Genomic DNA, 24,178 nt, shown 5'->3' with positions numbered 1-24,178 from the left:
GATGCTTGTCATGACGAAGACCGTCAATCACTGGATCGGTGGAAAGCCCGTCGAGAGGGCCGCGGGCGCGTCCGGGTCGTACGGCTCGGTCACCGACCCGGCGACCGGCGCCGTCACCACGCAGGTCGCCTACGCGGACGTGGCCGAGGTGGACGCGGCGGTCGCCGCCGCCCGCGAGGCGTTCGCGACCTGGGGCACGTCCTCGCTCGCCAAGCGCACCGCGATCCTCTTCAAGTTCCGCGCGCTCCTGGACGCCAACCGCGACGCGATCGCCGAACTGATCGTCGCCGAGCACGGCAAGGTGCACTCCGACGCGCTCGGCGAGGTCGCCCGCGGTCTGGAGATCGTCGACCTGGCCTGCGGCATCACGGTGCAGCTGAAGGGCGAGCTGTCGACGGAGGTGGCGAGCCGCGTGGACGTGTCGTCCATCCGGCAGCCGCTGGGCGTCGTCGCGGGCATCACGCCGTTCAACTTCCCCGCGATGGTGCCGATGTGGATGTTCCCGCTGGCCATCGCCTGCGGCAACACCTTCGTCCTGAAGCCGTCGGAGAAGGACCCGTCCGCGTCGATGAAGATCGCGGAACTCCTTGGCGAGGCCGGTCTGCCCGACGGCGTCTTCAACGTCGTACACGGTGACAAGGTGGCCGTGGACCGCCTCCTGGAGCACCCGGACGTGGCGGCCGTCTCCTTCGTGGGCTCCACGCCCATCGCCCGCCACATCCACACCACCGCCTCCGCCAACGGCAAGCGCGTCCAGGCGCTCGGCGGCGCCAAGAACCACATGCTGGTCCTGCCGGACGCCGACCTGGACGCGGCCGCCGACGCCGCGGTCTCCGCCGCCTACGGCTCCGCGGGCGAGCGCTGCATGGCCATCTCGGCGATCGTCGCGGTCGGCTCCATCGCCGACGAGCTGGTCGGCAAGATCAAGGAGCGCGCCGAGAAGATCAAGATCGGTCCGGGCAACGACCCGACGTCCGAGATGGGGCCGCTCATCACCGCCGCCCACCGCGACAAGGTCGCCTCGTACGTCACGGGCGCCGCGGCCGAGGGCTGCGAGGTCGTCCTCGACGGCACGGGCTACACGGTCGAGGGCCACGAGGACGGCCACTGGATCGGCCTCTCGCTGCTCGACCGCGTCCCGACGACCGCCAAGGCCTACCGGGACGAGATCTTCGGCCCCGTCCTGTGCGTGCTGCGCGTCGACACGTACGAGGAGGGCGTGGCCCTCATGAACGCCTCGCCGTTCGGCAACGGCACCGCGATCTTCACCCGGGACGGCGGCGCGGCCCGCCGCTTCCAGCTGGAGATCGAGGCCGGCATGGTCGGCGTGAACGTGCCGATCCCGGTGCCGGTGGGCTACCACTCCTTCGGTGGCTGGAAGGACTCGCTCTTCGGCGACCACCACATCTACGGCAACGACGGCACGCACTTCTACACGCGCGGCAAGGTCGTCACCACGCGCTGGCCCGACCCGTCGGACGCGCCGGCCGGGGTGGACCTGGGATTCCCGCGCAACCACTGAGTCATCGGCGCGTGACAGCGCGTAGAGCGAGGCCGTCCGGTATCCGGACGGCCTCGTTTCTTTTTTGGGACCGCACTTGCGGTTCCCGTGCACAGGGCGCAATTCGGGCAGCGAAGGCTCTGCATGTCCTACGCCTGCGAAGACAAGGTCAACATACGTATCCGCGTACTCAAAGAGACCCCTTGTGGCAAACCCTTGGGAATGCCAGGTGAGTTGGGTGAGCCGGGCGCTGCGGATTCCGCAGGTAAATGACCGTTGACGTTCCGGTTATCGGCGGGGTTCCATGACGCGCCGGGAGCCACAGAAAACGCAGATCAGAAGCCTTCGGAGGCGATAGGGCTCCCGCCGCATCTTTTGCCGCACGAGTCGATCGGAATCGCGCTTCATGACCGACACGCTCCGCCCGCTCCAGCCACCCACCGCCGCGCCCCAGGCGCCCCTGGCGGCCCTGGCGGCCCTGGACGATCCGGGAAGTCCCCAGAAGCTCAAGCGTTCCATCGGCGTCGTCGGCGGCACCCTCCTCACGCTGTCCTGCGTGACGCCCGCCTCCACGCTCTTCGTGGTGGTCCCCGACCTCTTCTCCTCGCTCGGCACCGCCACCGCGCTCACCATCGCGATCGGCTCGCTGCTCTGCGTGGGCGTCGCCTTCTGCTACTCGGAGCTGGGCACCCTCATCCCCAGCGCGGGCGGCGAGTACGCGATGGTCTCCACGATGGCGGGGCGCCTGGCCGGCTGGCTGGTCTTCGTCCTGTCGCTCCTTGTCGTGATGATCGTGCCGCCCGTCATCGCCATGGGCACGGCGGACTACCTGGCGCCGGTCATGCACCTCGACCCGTCCTACGCGGGCGCGGGCGTCATGATCTGCGCGACCCTCGCGGGCCTGCTCGACCTGCGCGCCAACGCGTGGATCACCGGCGTCTTCCTGGTCCTTGAGGTCGTCGCGGCGGGCGTCGTGGCCGTCCTCGGCTTCGCCCACGCCGAGCGGGGCGCGGGCAGCCTGGCGGACCTCTCGGTGGCGGGCTCCGGCCCCGGCGGCGTCGACACCGTCACGGCCATGCTGATCGTCTCCGGCCTCGCGATCGCCCTCTTCGTCACGCAGGGCTTCTCCACGGCCGTCTACCTCTCCGAGGAGCTGGAGAACCCGCGCCGCAACGTCGCGCGCACCGTCCTCGCCACCCTCGCCATCTCCACGGTGATCATCCTGGTGCCGGTCGTCGCGATCACCATGGGCGCCGAGAGCCTGACCGCCCTGACCGAGGGCGACATCAGCGCGATGGTGACGGCCTGGTCCAACTCGGCGGTCGGTACGTTCGTCAGCCTCTGCGTGGCTCTCGCGATCATCAACGCGGGCATCGTCATGGTCATCCAGAACTCCCGCGTCCTGTTCGCCTCCGCGCGGGACAAGGCGTGGCCCTCGCCGGTGAACAAGGCGCTGTCGAAGCTCGGCGCGTCCGGCGCCCCCTGGGTGGCCACGCTCCTGGTCGGCGTCCCCGGCGCGCTCCTGTGCTTCGTCAACCTGGACACGCTGTACGGCGTGACCGGGGTCTCCGTGACCGGCATGTACCTCCTGGTGGCGGTCGCCGCGCTGCTCGCCCGGCGGGGCTCGCACGGCCACGGGGCGGCCTGGCGGATGCCGCTGTGGCCGGCGGTGCCGGTGGTGCTGATCGCCGTGCTCGCGTACGTGCTGAGCCGGCAGGAGGTGGAGTACCTCGGGTGGACCGGCGGGATCGTGGCCGTGGCGACGCTGTACTGGGCGCTGTACCTGCGGCCGCGGCGGGAGACGCGCTGGCTGGTGAGCGTCCCCGAGGACGGGCAGGCGGAACTCAGCCCCTGATCCGCCGCTCCACCTCCGCCCAGTCCTCCGGGTCGACCTCCGCGGAGGCGCCCACGCCCAGCAGGTCACGGTCCTTGAACCCGCTGGACGTGGACACGCACACCACGGGCCCGTCGGGCGCCGCCGCCCCCCGCTGCCGGTACCCGGCGAGGCCCGCCGCGGCCGAGAGCTCCGCCCAGAGGCCCGCCCCCGCCAACTCCGCCCGCGCGGCGGCCATCTCCGCGTCGGAGACGAGCAGCGCCCCGCCGCCGCTCTCGCGGACGGCGACCACCCCTCGGTATCCGCCGACCGCCGAGCCGATCGCGTACGCCGCCGTCTCCCCGACCGTGACCCGCGTCGCCGGGACCCCGTCCCGCAGCGCGGCGGCCAGCGGCCCACCGGCGGCGGGCTCGCAGCTGAAGAGGCGGGGCACCCGGTCGGCGAGGCCCAGGGTGACCAGTTCCGCGAAGCCCTTCCAGACGCCGAAGAGCAGCTCGCCGTAGCCGGTGGGCAGGAAGACCGCGGCGGGGACGCCCAGCTCGGCGTAGATCTCGTAGGCGAGGGTCTTGTAGCCCTCGGGCCCGAACGCGTGCCCGGTGTGCGTGGGCGTCACATTGCTGACGGGGTGGTAGCCGAACCGCTCCACGATCCGCCGCAGCAGCGGCCACCGCGCGTCCACGGGCACCGGCAGCACCACCGCGCCGTACGCCCGCAGGAACGCGTCGACCGCGGGCGGCGTCCCCGCCGCGCTGAGCACCACGCACCGCAGGCCCGCCCGCGCCGCGTACGCCGCGGCCGAGGCGCCGTGGTTGCCGGACGAGGCGACGACGATGCCCTCCGCGCCCGCGCCGACCGCCGCGCTCACCGTGACGCGGTTGATGCGGTCCTTGTGGCTCCAGGTCGGATTGCGGGACTCGTCCTTGATCCACAGGCCGTCGCCGAGGGGCACGAGCGGCGTGCCGCCCTCTCCGAGACCGGGTGCGTGCAGCGGCGGCAGGAGCGGCGCCCAGCGTTCGTGGCCGCGCGCCTGTCCGGGCGCGGTGGTGAAGAGGCCCGCGGGGACCTTGTCGTAGGCGTAGTCGACCTCGACCGGATACGACACGCTCTCCGTACTGGTCACCGGGCACCCGGTGGTGAGCGGCGGCCACAGCGGGAACCGGACGGAGGGGTCACCGAGCGAGCGCTGGCCGGTGGCGAGGGAATCCCGGGATGTCATAGGTGCAGACTCTATTCACCCCTGACGCGGTACGTCTGCGATCACCTCGGCGGACACGCACGCCGACCGGTCAGCCGAAGCCCCAGCCGACCGAGGCGAACCGCCCCTCGTCCTTGCCGCCCGCGCTGCGATACGTCGCCAGGGCCGCCTCGTTGTCCGTGTCCACGCCGACCCACATCCCCTCGCAGCCGCGCTCCCGCGCGAGCGCGGCCAGCGCGTGGACCAGGGCGCGGCCCGTCCCGCGGCGGCGGAAGCGCTCGGCGACCCCGAGTTCGTACAGGAACATCTCGGCGCCCTTGTCGGGGTGGACCGTCTCGACGCCGCTGACGAAGCCGACCGGGGTGCCGGCACTCTCCTCCTCGTACGCGAGCAAGAGGTGGTGGCCGGGGCTGTCCAGGAAGCGGCGGGTCGCCTCGGGGCGGGCGGGGCCGTCGAAGAGGTGCTCGGCGGCGGTCACCTCGGCGACGGTCGTCGCGGGTCTGATGTCCATGCGTACTGCGTACCACGAGCGCGGTACGCGGGGCGCGGAGTCTACTCCCTGGGGAGGCAGGTCAGTTCAGACCGGCGGTTGCCCCGGTTGTCAGTCGCCGCCCGTACCGTTGACGGCATGGATCTACGACTGCCCAGGCCCAGGCTTCCCGGACCGCGCGGGCCGCGCCGGCTGATCGCCGCCGCGGCCGCCGTCGTGGTGCTCGCGGGGGCGGGCACCTGGACGGCGGTGGCGTCGGACGACGCTCCGGCCGTGCACCGGTCGGACGGCATGCTCGACACCGGCGGCGCGAAGATCGACACGTCCTACTTCACCGCGGGGGACCCCGGCGAGAAGCGCCCCGCCGTCCTCGTCGGCCACGGCTTCGGCGACACCAAGGAGTCCGTGCGCGAGCAGGCGGAGGATTTGGCCAGGGACGGCTATGCCGTGCTGACGTGGTCCGCGCGCGGGTTCGGCAGGTCCACCGGCAAGATCGGGCTCAACGACCCCAAGGGCGAGGTCGCCGACGTCTCGAAGCTGATCGACTGGCTGGCGAAGCGGCCCGAGGTGCGGCTCGACAAGGCCGGTGACCCGCGCGTGGGCGTCACCGGTTCCTCGTACGGAGGGGCGGTGTCGCTGCTCGCCGCCGGGTACGACCGGCGGGTGGACGCGATCGCCCCGCAGGTCACCTACTGGAACCTCGCGGACGCGCTGTTCCCCGACGGCGTCTTCAAGAAGATGTGGGCCAGCGTCTTCATCAACACCGGAGGCGGCTGCGACCAGTTCGAGAAGCAGCTGTGCGCCATGTACGAACGGGTCGCGGTGGCCGGGAAGCCGGACGCCGAGGCACGCGACCTGCTCGCCGAGCGCAGCCCGGCCGCCGTCGCCGACCGGATCAAGGTGCCGACGTTCCTCGCGCAGGGCCAGACGGACTCGCTCTTCACACTCGGCCAGGGCGACGCCATCGCCCGGGGCATCCGCGCCAACGACGCGCCCGTGACCGTCGACTGGATCGCGGGCGGCCACGACGGCGGCGCCCGCGAGCGGGAGCGGGGACGCGTCGAGAAGCGCATCGGCACGTGGTTCGACCGCTATCTGAAGGACGACAAGAGCGCCGACACCGGCCCCGCGTTCCGCGTCACCCGCACCGGAGGAGTCGACTCCACCGACGGGGCGGCCCAGCTGCGGGGCGCGACCGGCGACACGTACCCCGGCCTGGGGAGCGACCGGCGCGCGGTGCCGCTCGGCGGGCGCGAGCAGACGTTCGACAACCCCGCCGGGGCGAGCCCGCCCGCGATCTCCACGCTCCCCGGCCTCGGCGGCGGCGGTCTCTCCCGGCTGTCCTCCCTCGGCGTCGGCGTCTCCCTTGACTTCCCCGGGCAGAACGCCACGTTCGAGTCGAAGCCGCTGGGCGAGGACCTGCGGATCACCGGTGCGCCGACGGTGCGGGCCCATGTGAAGTCCTCCCGCGAGGACATGGTGCTCTTCGCGAAGGTGTACGACGTCGGGCCCGACGGGAAGCAGCAGGTCCTGCCCTCGCAACTGGTCGCCCCGGTGCGGGTCCAGGGCGCGGGAGCCAAGGAGGGCAAGGACGTCGAGCTGCGGCTGCCCGCCATCGACTACGAGGCGCAGAAGGGCCACCGCCTCCGCCTCGTCCTCGCCTCCACCGACCTCGGCTACGCGTCACCGGCCGAGTCCGCCGCGTACACCGTCTCGCTGAAGGGCGACCTGATGGTGCCGACGGCTCCCGGCGTGAAGACCGCCGCCGCGCCGCTGCCCTCCTGGGTGTGGTGGCTGCCGACCGCCGCAGCCGTACTCGCCCTCGGCCTGCTGCTCACCGGACGCCGCCGCACGACCGCCCCCGCACCCGACCCCGCACTCGCCGACGTGCCGCTCCAGATCAGCGACTTGAGCAAGCGGTACGCCAGGTCCAGCGACCGGTACGCCGTCCGCGACGTCTCCTTCACCGTCGAGAAGGGCCAGGTCCTCGGCCTCCTGGGGCCGAACGGCGCGGGCAAGACGACGACCCTGCGCATGCTGATGGGCCTGATCCGGCCCGACGCGGGCGAGATCCGCGTCTTCGGGCAGGCGATCCGGCCGGGGGCGCCCGTCCTCTCCCGGGTCGGCGCGTTCGTCGAGGGCGCCGGTTTCCTGCCCCACCTCAGCGGCCGGGAGAACCTGGAGCTGTACTGGAAGGCGACCGGCCGCCCCGCCGAAGACGCCCACCTGGCCGAGGCGTTGGAGATCGCCGGGCTCGGCGACGCCCTGAGCCGCGCCGTACGGACGTACTCGCAGGGCATGCGGCAGCGCCTCGCCATCGCGCAGGCCATGCTCGGCCTGCCGGACCTGCTGATCCTCGACGAGCCGACGAACGGCCTCGACCCGCCGCAGATCCGCGAGATGCGGGAGGTCATGATCCGGTACGCACGTGAGGGGCGCACGGTCATCGTCTCCAGCCACCTCCTCGCCGAGGTCGAGCAGTCCTGTACGCACCTGGTCGTCATGGACCGCGGCCGTCTCGTCCAGGCGGGCCCGGTCGCCGAGATCGTCGGCTCCGGGGACACGCTCCTCGTGGGGCTCGCGGCGGACGTCTCCGACCCGCTGGTCGAGAAGATCGCCGCGCTGCCCGGCGTCGTCTCGGCGGTGCGCGCGGACGGCGGCCTGCTCGTGCGGCTCGACGGCACGGAGGCAGGGAGCGGCGCCCGGCTGCTGCCCGAACTGGTCCGGCTCGACGTGCCCGTGGAGTCCATGGGCCCGCACCGCCGCCTCGAAGACGCGTTCCTGACCCTGATCGGAGGCACCGCATGAGCGCCCCCACGCTGGAGCGTCCCACGGCGCCCGGCTACCGCGCCGGACGCACTCTGCCCCTGCGAGTCGAGGCGGTCCGCCAGCTGAAGCGGCGCCGCACGCTCGTGATGGGCGCCCTCATGGCGCTGCTGCCCGTCGTGCTCGTCATCGCGTTCGCCGTCGCCGGTTCGCCGGGGGCGCGCAACGGCGAGGTGACGCTGATGGACACGGCCACGGCATCGGGCGCCAACTTCGCCGCCACCTGCCTGTTCGTGTCGGCGGGCTTCCTCCTCGTCATCCCCGTCGCGCTGTTCTGCGGGGACACGGTCGCCTCCGAGGCGAGCTGGGCGTCCCTGCGCTATCTGCTGGCGGCGCCCGTGCCGCGGGCCCGCCTCCTGTGGTCCAAGCTCGCCGTGGCGCTCGCCCTCAGCGCCGCCGCCATGGTGCTGCTCCCACTGATCGCGCTGGCGGTCGGCACGATGGCCTACGGCTGGGGGCCGCTGGAGATCCCCACCGGCGGCGCGCTGCCCGCGGGCACGGCGGCGCAGCGCCTGCTGATCGCCGTCGCGTATGTCTTCGTCTCCCAGCTGGTCACCGCGGGCCTCGCGTTCTGGCTGTCGACGAAGACCGACGCCCCGCTCGGCGCGGTCGGCGGCGCGGTCGGCCTGACGATCATCGGCAACGTCCTGGACGCGGTGACCGCGCTCGGCGGCTGGCGCGACTTCCTCCCGGCGCACTGGCAGTTCGCCTGGGCCGACATGATCCAGCCGCGCCCCGAGTGGGGCGGCATGATCCAGGGCGCGGCGATCTCGGTGACGTACGCGCTGGTGCTGTTCGCGCTGGCGTTCCGGGGGTTCGCGCGGAAGGACGTGGTCAGCTGAGGACGTCCACAGCGGGCCGTACGCCCAGAGATCACCGTCGCCGCATCGAGACGCATCGAGCCGCATCGAGCCGCATCGAGACGCATCGAGACGCATCCGAAACGTCCCCGAGCGATCGTTCGAGACGGTCCGCGCGTCACAGTCAGGAAAGCCGACGACGCGAGGGGGAGAGATGCGGACCCGGAAGATACGGCACGGGGTGCTCGCCGTGGCCATGGCCGGTGGGCTCCTGCTGAGCGGCTGCAGCGGTGGCGGCGGTGGGGAGAACCGCTCCACCGCGGACGGGAGCGGCAAGAGCCGTCAGGACGGCGCCGCACCGCTTCCCGCGCCCGACTCGCCCGACTCGCCCGGCACCGGCGGCGCGGCGGCCCCCGGGGAGGAACAGGGCGACACCGAGAAGGAGCTCGCGCCCGACTATCTCTCCACCTTCGCCCTGGACGTCGACACCGCCTCGTACGGCTACGCCCGCCGCACCCTCGCCGACGGCCGCCTGCCCGACCCGGCGACGGTCCGCCCCGAGGAGTTCGTCAACAGCTTCCGGCAGGACTATCCCCGGCCCGACGGCGACGGCTTCTCCGTCAGCGTGGACGGCGCCCGCACCGGCGACGACCGCTGGTCGCTGCTCAGGGTCGGCCTCGCCACCCGGGAAGCCGCCGACGAGAGCGAACGTCCGCCCGCCGCCCTCACCTTCGTCATCGACGTCTCCGGCTCCATGGCCGAGCCCGGCCGCCTCGACCTCGTGAAGAAGTCCCTCGGCATCATGACCGACCGGCTGCGCCCCGACGACTCGATCGCCCTCGTCACCTTCAGCGACACCGCCGAGACGGTCCTGCCGATGACCCGCCTCGGCGACACCGGTGACGGCCGCGCCCGCGTGCACACGGCGATCGACCGCCTGGAGCCCACCCAGTCCACCAACCTGGAGGCGGGCGTCACCACCGGCTACGACACGGCGGTGCGCGGCAAGAGGCAGGGCGCGACCAACCGCGTCGTGCTGCTCTCCGACGCCCTCGCCAACACCGGCGAGACCAGCGCCGACGGCATCCTGGACCGGATCTCCGACGCCCGCCGCGCCCACGGCATCACCCTCTTCGGCGTCGGCGTGGGCAGCGACTACGGCGACGCCCTGATGGAGCGCCTCGCCGACAAGGGCGACGGCCACACCACCTACGTGTCGAACGTCGAGGACGCCCGCGACGTCTTCTGCGAGCAGCTGCCCGCCCACATCGAGCTGCGCGCCCGCGACGCGAAGGCGCAGGTCGCCTTCGACCCGGAGACCGTCGAGCAGTTCCGTCTGATCGGTTACGAGAACCGCCAGGTCGCCGACGACGACTTCCGCGACGACTCGGTGGACGGCGGCGAGATCGGCCCCGGCCACACGGTGACGGCGCTGTACGCGGTGCGCGCCAAGCCGGGCGCCGACGGTCATCTCGCGACGGCGAGCGTGCGCTGGCTCGACCCGGACAGCCGTACCCCGCACGAGGAGTCGGGCCGCGTCGAGGCCGCCGACCTGGACACGTCGCTGTGGCGAGCCGACGACGGCCTGCAACTGGCCGCGGTCGCCGCGTACTTCGCCGACGGTCTGCGCTCCGGCACGACCGACGGCTACACCAGGCCGCACGGCACCACCGCGCTCCCCGGCGCGCCCTCCCTGCGTGAACTGGCGGACCGCGCCCGCGAACTGAACGACCAGGACAAGCCGGTACGTGACCTGGCCACCGCCATCGGCCAGGCCGCGGCCCTCACCCGCTCGGAGACCCCGCCGGAACTGGAGCCGGCGTCACCGAGCGGCGAGGTCCCGCCCCGCCTCGTCGGCTAATCCGCCGCCCGCAGCCGATACCCGTACGCGTACGTCCGCCCCGAGTGCAGCAGATACGGCTCCTCGGGCGGCGCGCCCCACGAGTCGTTGCCGCCGACACCCATCTGCCGGTGGTTGACCCCGAGCACGGTCTCCGCCCGCCGCTTCACCTCGTACGGATGACGCGGACCGTCCAGGTCGAACGGCGTGTGGTGCAAGGCGCTGACCTCCAGAAACGGCTCGCCGTCCGCCGGGTCGGCCAGCACGGCGAGGCCCCCGCCCGACCGGTCGGCGAGCGCGATACGCCGTACGTCGGTCATGTTGCCGGTCTGCTGCGGGTAGATCGGCTCCGGATACCCCTCGATCTCCCAGTTCGAGGGCACGGGGATGCGGTCCCACCCGCTCACGTCGTAGTCGTCGGCCTCGAAGCCGACCGGCCGCTTCTCCGGGTTCCTGGCCCAGTGGAAGGCCCAACCTCCGTTCAGGGAGCGGTAGTAGGGCGACTTCGTGTGCTCGCGGGTGTTCTCCCGGCAGCGGGCGCGGCGGACGCTGCGAAGGCCTGCTTCTGTGCGGCGAAGGCGGCCCAGCCCGCCAGCGCGGTACCGGTGGCGAGGAAGGACCGGCGGCTCGGACAGTAGGCGCTCATGCGGCAACTCCGAACGTAAGGCAACAAGAACCATCAGCCTCCGACGCGGCCACTCACAGCACAAGGCGCATGCAGGTCACGGAAGTCACCACGTGCCTCACCGGCTTCCGTCCGCGTTCATGTGCTGGCTACCCGCACAACTCCCGCTCGGCCCGCACCGGATCATTGGGAAACCGGAAGGAAGTGAGCCCCACGGCACCCGTCAGATTCCGCCAGAACCGCCCGGCCGTCAGCGGCGCGCGCGTGGCCGCCCGCAGCTCGGCGAACGGTTCGCAGCGCAGGGCGCGGCGGGCGGCGTCGACGTGGTCGGGGTCGAGCCACGCGGGCGGGGCGCCGGCGGCGCCGCGCTCGGCGACGATCCACGCGTCCGGCAGCCGTTTGTCGTGCCCCACACGGCCGTCGTCCAAGCTCTCCGAGTGGGCCGCCAGCGGATAGGCGAGCCCGATGGCGTCCAGCGCGGCGCCGGACAGCGGAACGGCGGCACCGCTGAACCCGAGCGTGTTGTAGACCCCCGTCACCCCGGGCCGCGCGGCCGCGACCGGCGTCCGGGCGAGGAGCAGCGTGGGCGCGCCGCCCCGCACCCGCTCCCGTACGAGACGTGCGTACGCCTTGTTTCCCGGGTGCCCCGCGAAGTCGTGGTGCAGGGGGTGGGGGTCGGCGTTCTGCCGCACGTACACCCCGCGCTCGTCCGCGACGCCGACCGGCCCGACCTGGCCCTCGTACGGAACCCGCAGCACCGACGCGCACGCCACGGCCCACACCGCGACCCCGGCGGCGACGATCGTCCACGCGCGCGTGACGGGCACCAGGAAGACCGGGAGCAGCATCAGCAGCAACCCCGGCAGGAACATCCGCCCGTGCATGAAGTCGCCGCCCACCCTGATGACGTAGACCCAGCACAGTGCCCCCGCGACGATGGGAGCGGCCACGACGACGCGCCCCCGCGCCCGCCCGGAGACCGGCGGCACGGCCATGACGACGCGCCCCTGATCCCGCCGGGACGCCAGGACGGCCGCGACGATCATCAGCAGCGGCAGCCACAGCACGTACGGCCCGGTGAAGTCCCACAGGTAGTCGGCCCCCCGCCCCCACAGGCTCCGTGACGCCTCCTTGGTGACGCCCGGCAGCGGCACCAGATGCCCGTAGTACCCCATGCGGAAGATCTCGTACGAGATGGGGAGCGCCCCCGCGACACCGGCGCCCGCGAGCGCCCCGCGCCACGAGGGGCGGGCCACGGCCCACTGGGCGACCAGAAAGACCACCGACACCAGCGCGAGGTCCGGCCGGACGAGGGGCCCGAGGCCCAGCACCGCGCAGGTCAGCAGCGTGCGGGGCCGCGCGACGAGCGCCAGCCAGGCGCCCGCGATCCAGCAGGTGGCGAGACCCGTCTCCAGGCCGGACGTCGCGAAGTCCCAGACGGGCGGCAGCGCGAGCAGCACGAGGGCGCCACAGGGCAGCAGGAACCTGACCCCGGCCCCGGCGTCGCCATTGCCATTGCCATTGCCGTCGCCGTCGCCGTCGCCGTCGCCATCGCGATCGTCATGGTCATCGCCATGGACGTGGAGTGCCGCGACCCCGGCGAGCGCGAAACCGACGGCGGTCAGCAGCAGGCCGCCGTACATCGCCACCGTGGCGATGTCGGGACCCGGCGCCCCGGCCGCCACGAGCAGCCACTGCCAGAGGGTTCCGGTGGACGACTCGGCCCGCTCCCCGGCGTTGAACACGGGCCCGTTCCCGGCCAGCACCTGACGGACCGTCCGTACGTAGATGTGCCCGTCGTCGGACATCCACCGGCGCTGGAAGCCGGCGACGGTGATGACGAGGGCGGGCAGGAGGGCGACGCCGAGACGCGCGTGGCCCCGCAGGCGGCTGTGCCGGGTGGCGACGGGGGACGGGGACGTTGCTTCACGGACATCTGGGGAGTACGTAGACGTCATGCCCCTACATCGGCGTGGCTCCCTGAGGGCTTAAGTTCCGTGCCCCGCACCGACCCGGCACTCCCATCGACTCAAGCCTTGGGAATATCGAAGTACCGCGCCAGCCCCGAAGCCAGCCCCACATCCCCGGCGATCTTCACCTTGCGCATCATGAACAACATAACGGGACTGGCGTTACCGGACACCAGCTTCAAGAACTCCGCATCGGCCATCACGAGCGTGACGCGAGGTTCCGCCTCCGACCGCCCCTCCCGCACGGTGCAGACACCGTCCGCGATCTCCGTCTCGTACACGACCTCCGGGGCCTCCGGATTGTCACCGCCCCCCGTGATCCCCCAGCGGATCAACGCCTTGAGCGCCCCCGCCGCCTCCGGCTTGAACTGCCGTTCCATGCGCCGGAAGACCTCGTCCAGAACCCGCGTCCGCAGCGCGCCGTCACGCGCGATCCCGGCGATCTCCTTGCTGGAGAGCCCCTTCACGATGCGGGCGAACTCCTCGGGAGTGACGCTCGCGAAATCCAGTTCAGCGATCTTGCCGATGTCATCCGCCACGACCATCTCCTTGTCTTGTCTTGTCTTGTCCTGCCGTGCTTGCTCTGCGCCCACGCTCCAGATCTCCGCCAAACGATAGAGGGATTGATTTTCTCCTACGCACCAGTAAGTTGACCCGAAAGTAAGTACGCACCCCATACCCACCCGCACCCCACACCCACCCGCACACCACGGAAGCCGGGGAACCGTCATGGGCGTACGCAAGGATCTGAGAAGAGCACAGCGCCACAGCGACCTCGCCGAACGCGCGGAGGTCGAACTGACCAGAGACGAACACGGCACCGTACGCGAGGCCCGCACCGCCCCCCTCGCGGCGAAGGCCACGGCGGGCAGCACCGCCGACATCCCCTTCACCAACGCCGCCGAAGCCCCCGACGCCGTGGTGCTGCGCCGCAAGCGGGGCGACCAGTGGCACCCGGTGACGGCGGCCGCCTTCGCGCGTGAAGTGACCGACACGGCCAAGGGGCTGATCGCGGCGGGCCTGGAGCCCGGCGGCCGCGTGGCGCTGATGTCACGTACGCGCTACGAGTGGGCGGTCCTGGACTTCGCGATCTGGGCGGCGGGCGGCCAGACCGTGCCGATCTACGCGACGTCATCGGCGGAGCAGATCGAGTGGATCGTCCGGGACTCGGGTGCCCGCCTCCTGATCGCGGAGACGGCGGAGAACGCGCAGACGGCCGAGGAAGCTGTACGCACCCTCGACGCCCCGCCACAGGTACGGCACATCGACGGCGGAGACGCGATGGCGGAACTGACGACCGTCGGCCGGGAGTTGTCGGACGAGGAGGTGACAAAGCGGCGCTCCGCGCTGACCCCGGACTCCATCGCGACCCTCTGCTACACCTCGGGCACGACGGGCCGCCCCAAGGGCTGCGTCCTCACACACGGCAACCTGCACGCGGAGGCCGCCAACACGGTCGATCTGCTGCACCCCGTCTTCAAGGAGATCACCGGACAGGTCGCCTCCACGCTCCTCTTCCTGCCGCTCGCCCACATCCTGGGCCGCACCCTGCAGATCGCCTGCATGCTGGCCCGCATTGAAATCGGCCACTGCCCGAGCATCAAGCCGGACGAACTCCGGCCGCAGCTGCGCTCCTTCAAGCCCACGTTCCTCGTCGGCGTGCCGTACCTCTTCGAGAAGATCCACGACACCGGGCGGGCGACCGCCGAGAAGATCGGCCGTGGCGCGTCGTTCGACCGGGCGGAGCGGATCGCGGTGCGGTTCGGCGAGACGTATCTGAACAAGTTCCTGAATCCGCGCGACCCCGGCCCCTCGCTCGGCCTCCGCCTCGGCTGGGCGCTGTACGAACTCCTCGTATACCGCCGTATCCGCAAGGAGGTCGGCGGCCGCCTGCGCTACGCGATCAGCGGCGGCTCACCCCTGGACCGCGACCTCAACCTCTTCTTCTACGCCGCCGGAATCATCATCTACGAGGGGTACGGCCTCACCGAGACCACGGCCGCCGCCACCATCACCCCGCCGCTGAGGCCACGTCCCGGGACGGTCGGCCTGCCCGTGCCCGGCACGGCGGTGCGCATCGCGGACGACGGGGAGGTGCTGATCAAGGGCGGCATCGTCTTCGGCGGATACTGGAACGACCCGTCGGCGACGGACGCCGTGCTGAGCGACGAGTGGCTCGCCACCGGCGACCTCGGGGCGCTGGACGAGGACGGCTACCTCACCATCACCGGCCGCAAGAAGGACATCATCGTCACCTCCGGCGGCAAGAACGTCTCCCCGGCCGTCCTGGAGGACCGCCTGCGCAGCCGCGCGCCCGTCGGCCAGTGCATCGTCGTAGGGGACAACCGTCCATACGTTGCCGCGCTCATCACCCTGGACCCGGAGGCCGTCGAACACTGGCTCACCGTGCGCAAACGCCCCAGGGACACACCACTCGCCGACCTGGCCCACGACCCGGAGATGATCGCCGAGACCCAAAGGGCGGTGGACCACGCCAACGCGGCCGTCTCCAGGGCGGAATCCATCCGCAGCTTCGCCATCGTGGAGGGCGAGTTCACGGAGGACAACGGCCTCCTCACCCCGTCCCTGAAGATCAGACGAAGCGCGGTGACGGCGGCGTACGCCCGGCGGATAGAGGCCCTCTACGGTCAGGTACGCGGCGACGCCCCCTGAGCCATCCGGTCTAGCTGCTTGCCGACCACCACGTCGAGCGGAAGCCGGGGAGCGCGCCGCACGTCACGGTCGCTGACGTCCACGGTGAGGGAGCCCACACGCACCAGGACGTGGTGGCCGGTCAGCGCGGTGCCGTTCGGCGCGTCCATGCTCAGCTCGTAGGCGATGGCTTTGTCACCGAGCGCCGGTGCCTTTTGCGCGAGGACAACCAAGGCGCTTGGCCTGACAGTGATGGGCATCGCGCGGAAGGAGAGATGACCAGCGACCAGCGTGTCCGCTGGTCAAGTGGTGTGAGTGCCCCCGGCAGGACTCGAACCTGCGGCCAAGCGCTTAGAAGGCGCCTGCTCTATCCACTGAGCTACGGGGGCCGGGTGTGGCCGGGTGGCGTGGGGGCGGATGTGGGGGAGATCCGTGACCTTTGCCGGGGACAAGGATAGGGCTCCCGGGGCCCTGTCCCTGGTGCTTCGCCTCCGCGCCGCGATGTGGAGGTTCGGTGAAGCGGTCCTGATAATCGCAGGCAGGTGCGAATCTCGCATCGCTTTTGGCGTCTCACGCCCCGGGTGTTGTGCACTCGTTATGCCTCCGCCCCGGTCGCCCCTTCCATCCCCCGTGTCCGAGCGGCGCGCAGAAGCGACTATATGCTTCAGAAAGCCGCCAAAATTGGGCATTCTTCGCATGTGGTGACCTTGGACGTACGGCCTCAATTGCTTGACGCACTCTCCGCCCTGCGCGAGCGTGTCGCCGCCGCACGCTTTCCGCTCCCGCTTCCGGGGGCGCCACGCGCGCGTGCCAACCGGGACGAGTTGCTCGCACAGCTCGATGACTATCTGGTGCCCCGGCTCAAGGCACCCGAAGCGCCCCTGCTCGCCGTCATCGGCGGATCCACCGGAGCGGGCAAGTCCACGCTCGTGAACTCCCTCGTGGGGAGGCAGGTCAGCGAGGCGGGCGTGCTGCGGCCCACGACGCGCACGCCGGTGCTCGTCTGCCATCCGGACGACCATCACTGGTTCGCCGACATGAGGATCCTGCCGGACCTCACGCGCGTGTGGATGCCGCGACAGGAACCCGCGGAAGGCGGCGAAGGGGAGGAGGAGGGAGGGGACAGCGGCGTCGATCCGCCCGCGATCGGGGGCGAGCTGGAGCGCGCCCTGCGGATCGAGACCGTCCACAGCCTGCCGCGCGGGCTCGCCCTCCTCGACGCACCCGACGTCGACTCGCTCATCGCCGAGAACCGCGTACTCGCCGCAGAGCTGATCTCCGCGGCCGACGTATGGGTGATGGTCACCACCGCCTCGCGGTACGCCGACGCGGTGCCCTGGCATCTGCTGCGTACCGCCAAGGAGCACGACGCCACCCTCGTCACCGTCCTCGACCGCGTGCCCCACCAGGTCGTGACCGAGGTCTCCCGGCAGTACGGCGCCCTGCTCGCCAAGGCGGGCCTCGGCGACGTACCCCGCTTCACCGTGCCCGAACTGCCCGAGTCCGCGGGCGGCGGCGGGCTGCTCCCCGCCACCGCCGTCGCGCCGCTGCGCGCCTGGCTCACCCAACGGGTGCAGGAGCCCTCGGCCCGCTCCCACGCCATCGCCCGTACGGCCCACGGCGTCATCCGTTCGCTCGACTCCCGGCTGCCCGAGCTGGCGGGCGCCGTCGCAGCCCAGTACGCCGCCGCCCTGCGGCTCACCTCCGCCGTCGACGAGGCGTACGACAACGAGCACGCGCGCGTACAGGGGCGATTGCAGGCGGGCGCCGTACTCGCGGGGGACGCCCTGAAACGGTGGCGCAGCTACCCGCTCGACTGCGGGGCCGGCGAACTGCTCGACGCCATCGCCGAGAGCCTGGAGGCGCTGCTGCTGTGCGCCGTCACCGCCGCCGACGAGCGCATCGACGAGGCCTGGCGGCGCGAACCCGCCGCGGCCGCCCCCGGCCTCGCCGACCGCGACCCCCGGATGGAGAGCGCCGAGCACCGCATCGGGATGGCCGTCCGCAGGTGGCGGCGCGTCCTGGAGGAGTACGCCGACGACGAGGTGCGCGGGATGGAGAGGGTCGACAAGACCCCGCTCCCCGACCCCGAGGCCGTCGCCGCGCTGCTCGCCACCGCCCTCCTCGGCGGGCACCGCGCCCGGGCGGCCGGCGAGATCCTCGCCGAGCGGATCGGCGCCCAGGGCGCGGTCCGGCTGCGCGACCGGGGCGGGCGCCTGCTGACCGACTACCTGGAGAAGGTCCTCGCCACCGAGCGGGACCGGCGGCTCGCCCCCTTGGACGCCCTCGAAGTGCACCCCGAACCCCAGGCCGAACTGATCGCCGCCCTGTCCGTACTGCAGAAGGAGAGGTGACCGCGGTGACTGCCGTCACTGATCACACCGAACGCGACGAGCGGGAGGAGCGGGAGGAGCGGAAGGAGCCTGAGCACCGTGAGCACCGTGAGGAGCGAAGCAGTGACCGGGAGGAGCGGGAGGAGCGGGAGGGGCGGAAGGACCCCTCCGGCCAACCGGACGACGACTCCGAAGAGGCCTGGGACGACGGCCTCATCGCCCGCCGCGTCGCGGAGGGCACAAGACCCCCGGGCACCGGCATCGGGATCGGGTCCGGCTCCGGGCTCAGGATGGGGTCCGGGTCCGGGTCCGGGGTCCGCGCCTACGCTCCCTCCGGGAAGCCCACTTCGTACGAAGGCCCCCTGAGAGGGCGGCTCGACGCGCTGCGCGAACTCGTCGGGCTCTCCCGCACCCGCCTCGACAGCGGCACACTCGCCGAGGCCGGCCGCGTCCTCGACGAGGCCGCCACCCGGCGCAAGCTCTCCGACCGGCACACCGTCGTCGCCATCGCGGGCGCCACCGGCAGCGGCAAGTCCACGCTCTTCAACGCCCTCGCCGGCGTGATGATCTCCGAGACGGGCGTACGCAGGCCGACCACCGCGGCGCCCATCGGATGCAGCTGGACGGACGGCGCCGCGGGGCTGCTCGACCGGCTCGGCATCCCGGGACGGCTGCGCCGCCGTCCCCTCCAGGGGCCCGGCGCCGACGAGCTCCAGGGGCTCGTACTCATCGACCTGCCCGACCACGACTCGGCGGTCGGCGAGCACCGCGAGCACGTCGACCGGATCCTCGCGCTCGTCGACGCCGTCATCTGGGTCGTCGACCCGGAGAAGTACGCCGACGCGATGCTCCACGAGCGCTATCTGCGGCCCATGGCCGGGCACGCCGAGGTCACCTTCGTAGTCCTCAACCAGACCGACCGGCTCCCCGGCGACGCCGCCGACCAGGTCCTCGACGACCTGCGGCGGGTCCTCGACGAGGACGGCATCGCGCTCGGCGAACACGGTGAACCGGGTGCCACGGTGCTCGCGCTCTCCGCGCTGACCGGTGAGGGCCTCGGTGAACTGCGCGAGGCGCTCGGCCAGTTCACCCAGGAGCGGGGCGCCGCGGCCCGCCGGATCTCCGCCGACCTGGACGCCGCCGCGGAACGTCTGCGTCCGGTGTACGTCGCCGGGTCGCCCGGCGGCCGGAACCGCGGGCGCGTCGGGCTCAGCGAGGAGGCCCGCGAGGAGTTCGCCGACCGCCTCGCGGACGCGGTGGGCGCCGCCGCCGCGGGCGACGCGGCGGAGCGGGCCTGGCGCAGGCACGCGGGCAAGGCGTGCGGCGACCCATGGTTCAAGCTGTGGCGGTGGTACGAGGCACAGCGCTCGCCGGACAGTTCCTCGACGCCCCTCGTGCCCACCCTGGTGGACGAGGAGGCGACGGCGCGCCAGCGCGTGGAGCACGCCGTGCGCACGGTGGCCGACGAGGCGGCGGCGGGGCTGCCCGTGCCCTGGGGGCAGGCCGTGCGGGAGGCCGCGGTGCGCGGTGCCGAAGGGCTGCCCGAGGCGCTCGACGAACTGGCGGTGACGGCGGGCGTGCCGACCGGGCGCCCACCGCGGCCCGGCTGGTGGCCGGCCGCGGTCCTCGCGCAGGCGGCGATGACGCTGCTCCAGGTCGTGGGCGGCCTCTGGCTCGTGGGGCAGATCATCGGCATCGCCGAGCCGAACCTCGGCGTACCGGCGCTGCTGATGCTGGCGGGCATCGCGGGCGGCCCCTGCGTGGAGTGGGCGAGCCGCATCGCGGCGCGGGGGCCCGCCCGCAGGTACGGGCACGAGGTGGAAAGGCGGCTGCGGGATGCGGCCGCCGGATGCGGGCGGGCCTGGGTCCTGGATCCGGTGGCGGCCGAGCTGCTGCGGTACCGCGAGGTCATGGAGCAGTACGTGCGGGTGACGGGGGCGTCGCGTGCCGGGCTGAGGTGATGCGGGTGCGCCCGTGGGGGTGAGGAGGGTGACGGAGTTTTCCACAACCGGCGGGTAGTGCACAGGGCTCAGCGGGCCCGGCGCCAGCGGTGCAGTCTGAGATCGCAGCCGCGGAAGGCGCGGCGGCGCAGACGGACGCATGGGAGGGGCTGGGCATGAACGAGACGCAGGTGACGGTGGTGGGGAACGTCGCGACGACGCCGGTGTACCGGGAGTTGCCGTCGGGACCGGTGGCGCGGTTCCGGCTCGCGGTGACGGCGCGGTACTTCGACGCGGTGAAGGACACCTGGATCGACGGGCACACCAATTTCTTCACGGTGTGGGCCAATCGGTCGCTCGGCAGGAATGTGCAGGGCTCGCTCTCGGTGGGCGAACCGGTCATCGTGCAGGGCAGGTTGAAGGTGCGTGACGAGGAGCGCGGCGGGCAGCACTGGACCTCGGCGGACATCGACGCGCAGGCCATCGGCCACGATCTGTCGCGCGGTACGGCGGCGTTCCGGCGGGTGTCCAAGGCGGACGCGTCGCTGACGGAACCGGTGTCAGTGCGGGAGGCGGAGCCGGAACCGGTGGGATGACGGTAGGTCAGGTGGGCACGCCCACCAGGGTGCGGGGCGGGGCGATATCGACGGCGACCGATGCGCGGCTTATCGACGAATGGATGCCTGCAAGGCTGATCAAGGTTGCCCAAGGTCGTTGATTTGTCGATAAGCCCAGCTCGGAAGGGGTGTTGGCGATAACGATTCCGAGTCGGATCGTCTATCCGACGGTATGACCGGGGGTCGTGGTGTGCCGCTTCCTTAGGATGCCGAACGTAGCTCACGGGGCAGTCGGCAGGAGATGCCACGCAGGTGACAGGTGATCCTGCCCCTTTCAATCTGCTGGCGGGACCACCCCCCATCGTCGTGAACGGGTCCCGCCTGGAGGGGAATTCAGTGTTTTCTGCGTTGTCCATACGTAGTCGAGGCGTCGCCCGTCTCGCCGTCGTGACGGTGGCGTCCGGCCTCGCCGCCGCGGGAGCGGTGGCCGGCGCGGGAGCGGCCGCGGCGGAAGAGGTGCCGCAGCACCGGGGCGGTGCGACCGCGACGCTGGGCGGATTGCAGACGTACGGCCAGGCGGTCATCCGTGACAACGGCAGCTCGCAGCGGGTCCCCGCCGGGCTCTTCGAGATGTCCGTGGAGAACGGCGGCACCCTCCAGACGTACTGCGTCGACATCCACAACCCCACGCAGAAGGACGCCAAGTACCAGGAGACCCCCTGGAGCGGCACCTCGCTGAACGGCAACCGCGACGCGGGCCGGATCCGCTGGATCCTCCAGCATTCCTACCCTCAGGTGAACGACCTCGCGGCGCTCGCCAAGAAGGCGGGTGCCACGTCCCTCACCGAGCAGGCCGCCGCGGCCGGCACCCAGGTGGCGATCTGGCGGTACTCGGACGGTGCGAAGGTCGACGCCGTCGACCCGCAGGCCGAGAAGCTCGCCGACTATCTGCACAAGAGCGCGCGGGGCGGCGCGGAGCCCAAGGCGTCACTCACGCTGGAGCCGCCCGCCGTCTCCGGGAAGACCGGGGAGCGGCTCGGCCCGGTCACCGTGCGGACCGACGCGGACGCGGTGACGGTGACACCGCCCACGGACTCCGCGGCGAGCGGTGTGAGGGTCGTCGGCAAGGACGGCAAGCGGGTGAAGTCCGCGCGCGACGGCAGCCGGCTCTACTTCGACGTCCCGAAGGACACACCGGACGGCTCGGCCGCGATCTCCGTACAGGCGTCGACCACCGTGCCGGTCGGCCGGGCCTTCACCTCCGAGACCAGGAGCCAGACGCAGATCCTCGCGGGCTCCAGCGAGTCGACGGTGTCGGCGACGGCCACGGCCGACTGGGCCGCCAAGGGCGCGATACCGGCGCTCTCGGCGGAGAAGAACTGCGCCAAGGGCGGCGTGGACATCACCGCGAGCAACAAGGGCGACGCTCCGTTCACCTTCCGGCTGATGGGGTTCAAGCACACGATCAAGGCGGGCGCGTCGCAGACGGTGACGATCCCGTTGCAGGAGGACCAGCCCTACGACTTCACGATCAAGGGTCCGAACGGCGTCGACAAGCGGTTCAAGGGCGTACTCGACTGCCGGACCGAGGCCAGCACGATCGGCACGAAGGCGCAGCCCGTCTCCGAGCCGAGCCCCGCGTCGGCGGGCGGCACCTCGGGCGGCACCGACCTGGCCGAGACCGGCAGCTCCAGCAATACGCCGCTGATCGCCGGCATAGCGGTGGCGTTCGTCCTGCTCGGCGGCGCGGCGGTCTTCCTCCTGCGCACCAAGAAGGACCCGGCACAGACACCGGAGGAGACGACCACCGAGAAGTGAGGAAAGGGGCCACGACCCCAGCCCCGGCCTCTGGCCCCCCGACGGCGAACCAGCCGGTTTCCTCCGAGGGGTGGCAGTCAGGCAAGATGGGGTGTATCTGCCCACTCACTGATTGCCGGACGGTTTCTCTTGGCTGAGTACATCTACACCATGCGCAAGACGCGCAAGGCGCACGGCGACAAGGTGATCCTCGACGACGTCACCTTGAGCTTCCTTCCTGGCGCGAAGATCGGTGTCGTGGGCCCCAACGGCGCCGGTAAGTCCACGGTGCTGAAGATCATGGCCGGGCTCGAGCAGCCGTCCAACGGTGACGCGTTCCTCTCGCCCGGGTACACCGTCGGCATCCTCATGCAGGAGCCGCAGCTCGACGAGTCGAAGACCGTTCTGGAGAACGTCCAGGACGGCGCCGCCGAGATCATGGGCAAGCTCCGGCGCTTCAACGAGGTCGCGGAGCTCATGGCGACCGACTACTCGGACGCGCTCATGGAGGAGATGGGCAAGCTCCAGGAGGACCTGGACCACGCCAACGCGTGGGACCTGGACGCCCAGCTGGAGCAGGCCATGGACGCGCTGGGCTGCCCGCCCGGCGACTGGCCCGTCACCAACCTCTCCGGTGGTGAGAAGCGCCGCGTCGCGCTCTGCAAGCTCCTCATCGAGGCGCCCGACCTGCTGCTCCTCGACGAGCCCACCAACCACCTCGACGCCGAGTCGGTGAACTGGCTGGAGCAGCACCTCGCGAAGTACGCGGGTTGCGTCATCGCCGTCACCCACGACCGGTACTTCCTGGACAACGTCGCCCAGTGGATCCTCGAGCTCGACCGCGGCCGCGCCATCGCCTACGAGGGCAACTACTCCACGTACCTGGAGAAGAAGCAGTCCCGGCTCAAGGTCGAGGGCCAGAAGGACGCCAAGCGCGCCAAGAGGCTCAAGGAAGAGCTTGAGTGGGTGCGGTCCAACGCCAAGGGGCGGCAGGCCAAGTCCAAGGCGCGTCTGGCGCGCTACGAGGAGATGGCCGCCGAGGCGGACAAGATGCGCAAGCTGGACTTCGAGGAGATCCAGATTCCGCCGGGCCCGCGTCTCGGCTCGATCGTCGTCGAGGTCGAGAACCTGTCGAAGGCCTTCGGTGACAAGGTCCTGATCGACGACCTGAGCTTCACGCTGCCGCGCAACGGCATCGTCGGCATCATCGGTCCGAACGGCGCGGGCAAGACCACGCTGTTCAAGATGATCCAGGGCCTGGAGACGCCGGACTCCGGCAAGATCAAGGTCGGCGACACGGTCAAGATCTCCTACGTCGACCAGAGCCGCGCCAACATCGACCCGAAGAAGACGCTGTGGGCCGTCGTCTCGGACGAGCTGGACTACATCAACGTCGGCCAGGTCGAGATGCCGTCGCGGGCGTACGTCTCCGCCTTTGGCTTCAAGGGTCCGGACCAGCAGAAGCCGGCCGGGGTGCTCTCCGGTGGTGAGCGCAACCGCCTCAACCTGGCGCTGACCCTCAAGGAGGGCGGCAACCTGCTCCTCCTCGACGAGCCGACGAACGACCTGGACGTCGAGACCCTGTCCTCCCTGGAGAACGCGCTCCTGGAGTTCCCGGGTGCCGCTGTCGTGATCTCTCACGACCGGTGGTTCCTCGACCGGGTCGCCACGCACATCCTGGCGTACGAGGGTGACTCCAAGTGGTACTGGTTCGAGGGCAACTTCGAGTCGTACGAGAAGAACAAGATCGAGCGTCTCGGCGCCGACGCGGCCCGTCCGCACCGTGCCACCTACAAGAAGCTGACCCGAGGCTGAGGC

At 71.6% G+C, this 24,178-nt stretch carries 17 protein-coding genes and 1 tRNA gene; 11 read left to right on the top strand and 7 right to left on the bottom strand.

Annotated features, from left to right (window positions below; translation table 11 throughout):
* The first annotated feature begins 10 nt into the window (after window positions 1-10).
* Window positions 11-1,522: a CoA-acylating methylmalonate-semialdehyde dehydrogenase gene (gene mmsA / locus ACWDVB_RS34600; RefSeq protein ID WP_451518079.1), complete on the top strand. Its 1,512-nt coding sequence runs from the start codon at window positions 11-13 to the stop codon at window positions 1,520-1,522.
* A gap of 385 nt (window positions 1,523-1,907) precedes the next feature.
* A complete protein-coding gene (locus tag ACWDVB_RS34595) occupies window positions 1,908-3,356 on the top strand; it encodes an APC family permease (RefSeq protein WP_451518078.1) in 1,449 nt (482 codons plus the stop codon).
* Here ACWDVB_RS34595 and ACWDVB_RS34590 read toward each other — a convergent pair.
* Window positions 3,346-4,551, bottom strand: coding sequence for a threonine synthase (locus ACWDVB_RS34590; protein WP_451518077.1), 1,206 nt, complete (start codon window positions 4,549-4,551; stop codon window positions 3,346-3,348). The two genes, ACWDVB_RS34595 and ACWDVB_RS34590, sit on opposite strands and share 11 nt — an antisense overlap.
* A 70-nt stretch (window positions 4,552-4,621) precedes the next feature.
* Entirely contained in the window at window positions 4,622-5,041 is a 420-nt protein-coding gene (locus ACWDVB_RS34585) for an N-acetyltransferase family protein (RefSeq protein WP_451518076.1), read from the bottom strand.
* Window positions 5,042-5,158: 117 nt separating this feature from the next.
* Between ACWDVB_RS34585 and ACWDVB_RS34580 the strand changes: the two genes are divergently transcribed.
* The 3 genes from ACWDVB_RS34580 (at window position 5,159) to ACWDVB_RS34570 (ending at window position 10,507) form a co-directional block, all read left to right on the top strand.
* Window positions 5,159-7,828, top strand: coding sequence for an alpha/beta fold hydrolase (locus tag ACWDVB_RS34580; protein WP_451518075.1), 2,670 nt, complete (start codon window positions 5,159-5,161; stop codon window positions 7,826-7,828).
* A complete protein-coding gene (locus tag ACWDVB_RS34575; RefSeq protein WP_451518074.1) occupies window positions 7,825-8,688 on the top strand; it encodes an ABC transporter permease in 864 nt (287 codons plus the stop codon). The genes ACWDVB_RS34580 and ACWDVB_RS34575 overlap by 4 nt, the downstream gene beginning before the upstream one ends.
* A 172-nt stretch (window positions 8,689-8,860) precedes the next feature.
* On the top strand, window positions 8,861-10,507 hold the full coding sequence (locus ACWDVB_RS34570; RefSeq protein ID WP_451518073.1) for a YfbK domain-containing protein: 1,647 nt from the start codon (window positions 8,861-8,863) through the stop codon (window positions 10,505-10,507).
* Here the strand turns inward: ACWDVB_RS34570 and ACWDVB_RS34565 are convergent.
* The 3 genes from ACWDVB_RS34565 to ACWDVB_RS34555 all read right to left on the bottom strand — a co-directional run bounded on the left by ACWDVB_RS34565 (window position 10,504) and on the right by ACWDVB_RS34555 (window position 13,626).
* The gene (locus ACWDVB_RS34565) at window positions 10,504-11,139 is read right to left on the bottom strand and encodes a beta-galactosidase small subunit-related protein (protein ID WP_451518072.1); all 636 of its coding nucleotides are present in this window, start codon (window positions 11,137-11,139) and stop codon (window positions 10,504-10,506) included. The genes ACWDVB_RS34570 and ACWDVB_RS34565 overlap by 4 nt on opposite strands.
* A gap of 121 nt (window positions 11,140-11,260) precedes the next feature.
* A complete protein-coding gene (locus ACWDVB_RS34560) occupies window positions 11,261-13,069 on the bottom strand; it encodes a hypothetical protein (RefSeq protein WP_451518071.1) in 1,809 nt (602 codons plus the stop codon).
* Between the two features lie 71 nt (window positions 13,070-13,140).
* The gene (locus ACWDVB_RS34555; protein ID WP_451518086.1) at window positions 13,141-13,626 is read right to left on the bottom strand and encodes an SCP2 sterol-binding domain-containing protein; all 486 of its coding nucleotides are present in this window, start codon (window positions 13,624-13,626) and stop codon (window positions 13,141-13,143) included.
* Between the two features lie 184 nt (window positions 13,627-13,810).
* On the opposite strand from ACWDVB_RS34555, the gene ACWDVB_RS34550 reads away from it, so the two are divergent.
* Window positions 13,811-15,754 carry an AMP-dependent synthetase/ligase gene (locus tag ACWDVB_RS34550; RefSeq protein WP_451518070.1) on the top strand — a complete coding sequence of 648 codons (1,944 nt, stop codon included), beginning with the start codon at window positions 13,811-13,813 and terminating at the stop codon, window positions 15,752-15,754.
* Here ACWDVB_RS34550 and ACWDVB_RS34545 read toward each other — a convergent pair.
* Window positions 15,730-15,993: a hypothetical protein gene (locus ACWDVB_RS34545; protein ID WP_451518069.1), complete on the bottom strand. Its 264-nt coding sequence runs from the start codon at window positions 15,991-15,993 to the stop codon at window positions 15,730-15,732. The two genes, ACWDVB_RS34550 and ACWDVB_RS34545, sit on opposite strands and share 25 nt — an antisense overlap.
* Before the next feature lie 56 nt (window positions 15,994-16,049).
* A tRNA-Arg gene (locus ACWDVB_RS34540) sits at window positions 16,050-16,122 on the bottom strand.
* Window positions 16,123-16,392: 270 nt separating this feature from the next.
* Between ACWDVB_RS34540 and ACWDVB_RS34535 the strand changes: the two genes are divergently transcribed.
* From ACWDVB_RS34535 to ettA, 5 genes are all read left to right on the top strand, one after another.
* Window positions 16,393-18,087 (top strand): GTPase domain-containing protein, encoded by a 1,695-nt coding sequence (locus ACWDVB_RS34535; RefSeq protein ID WP_451518068.1) that lies wholly within the window; start codon window positions 16,393-16,395, stop codon window positions 18,085-18,087.
* A gap of 5 nt (window positions 18,088-18,092) precedes the next feature.
* Window positions 18,093-20,027 carry a GTPase gene (locus tag ACWDVB_RS34530; RefSeq protein ID WP_451518067.1) on the top strand — a complete coding sequence of 645 codons (1,935 nt, stop codon included), beginning with the start codon at window positions 18,093-18,095 and terminating at the stop codon, window positions 20,025-20,027.
* A 155-nt stretch (window positions 20,028-20,182) separates the two neighbouring features.
* On the top strand, window positions 20,183-20,602 hold the full coding sequence (locus tag ACWDVB_RS34525) for a single-stranded DNA-binding protein (RefSeq protein ID WP_451518066.1): 420 nt from the start codon (window positions 20,183-20,185) through the stop codon (window positions 20,600-20,602).
* Window positions 20,603-20,971: 369 nt separating this feature from the next.
* On the top strand, window positions 20,972-22,381 hold the full coding sequence (locus tag ACWDVB_RS34520; RefSeq protein WP_451518065.1) for a Cys-Gln thioester bond-forming surface protein: 1,410 nt from the start codon (window positions 20,972-20,974) through the stop codon (window positions 22,379-22,381).
* Window positions 22,382-22,510: 129 nt separating this feature from the next.
* Entirely contained in the window at window positions 22,511-24,175 is a 1,665-nt protein-coding gene (gene ettA, locus ACWDVB_RS34515; RefSeq protein ID WP_451518064.1) for an energy-dependent translational throttle protein EttA, read from the top strand.
* Window positions 24,176-24,178: the final 3 nt, after the last annotated feature.

The organism is Streptomyces sp. NPDC003379, from assembly GCF_053589195.1.
Note: the sequence above shows the minus strand (reverse complement) of the source record. Positions and strands in the feature narration are given on the sequence as shown.

Excerpts from the sequence above, each read along its gene's own strand:
- mmsA (WP_451518079.1), top strand. The coding sequence starts at position 11 with ATGACGAAGACCGTCAATCACTGGATCGGTGGAAAGCCCGTCGAGAGG.
- ACWDVB_RS34595 (WP_451518078.1), top strand. The coding sequence starts at position 1,908 with ATGACCGACACGCTCCGCCCGCTCCAGCCACCCACCGCCGCGCCCCAG.
- ACWDVB_RS34590 (WP_451518077.1), bottom strand. The coding sequence starts at position 4,551 with ATGACATCCCGGGATTCCCTCGCCACCGGCCAGCGCTCGCTCGGTGAC.
- ACWDVB_RS34585 (WP_451518076.1), bottom strand. The coding sequence starts at position 5,041 with ATGGACATCAGACCCGCGACGACCGTCGCCGAGGTGACCGCCGCCGAG.
- ACWDVB_RS34580 (WP_451518075.1), top strand. The coding sequence starts at position 5,159 with ATGGATCTACGACTGCCCAGGCCCAGGCTTCCCGGACCGCGCGGGCCG.
- ACWDVB_RS34575 (WP_451518074.1), top strand. The coding sequence starts at position 7,825 with ATGAGCGCCCCCACGCTGGAGCGTCCCACGGCGCCCGGCTACCGCGCC.
- ACWDVB_RS34570 (WP_451518073.1), top strand. The coding sequence starts at position 8,861 with ATGCGGACCCGGAAGATACGGCACGGGGTGCTCGCCGTGGCCATGGCC.
- ACWDVB_RS34560 (WP_451518071.1), bottom strand. The coding sequence starts at position 13,069 with ATGACGTCTACGTACTCCCCAGATGTCCGTGAAGCAACGTCCCCGTCC.
- ACWDVB_RS34555 (WP_451518086.1), bottom strand. The coding sequence starts at position 13,626 with ATGGTCGTGGCGGATGACATCGGCAAGATCGCTGAACTGGATTTCGCG.
- ACWDVB_RS34550 (WP_451518070.1), top strand. The coding sequence starts at position 13,811 with ATGGGCGTACGCAAGGATCTGAGAAGAGCACAGCGCCACAGCGACCTC.
- ACWDVB_RS34545 (WP_451518069.1), bottom strand. The coding sequence starts at position 15,993 with ATGCCCATCACTGTCAGGCCAAGCGCCTTGGTTGTCCTCGCGCAAAAG.
- ACWDVB_RS34535 (WP_451518068.1), top strand. The coding sequence starts at position 16,393 with ATGCTTCAGAAAGCCGCCAAAATTGGGCATTCTTCGCATGTGGTGACC.
- ACWDVB_RS34525 (WP_451518066.1), top strand. The coding sequence starts at position 20,183 with ATGAACGAGACGCAGGTGACGGTGGTGGGGAACGTCGCGACGACGCCG.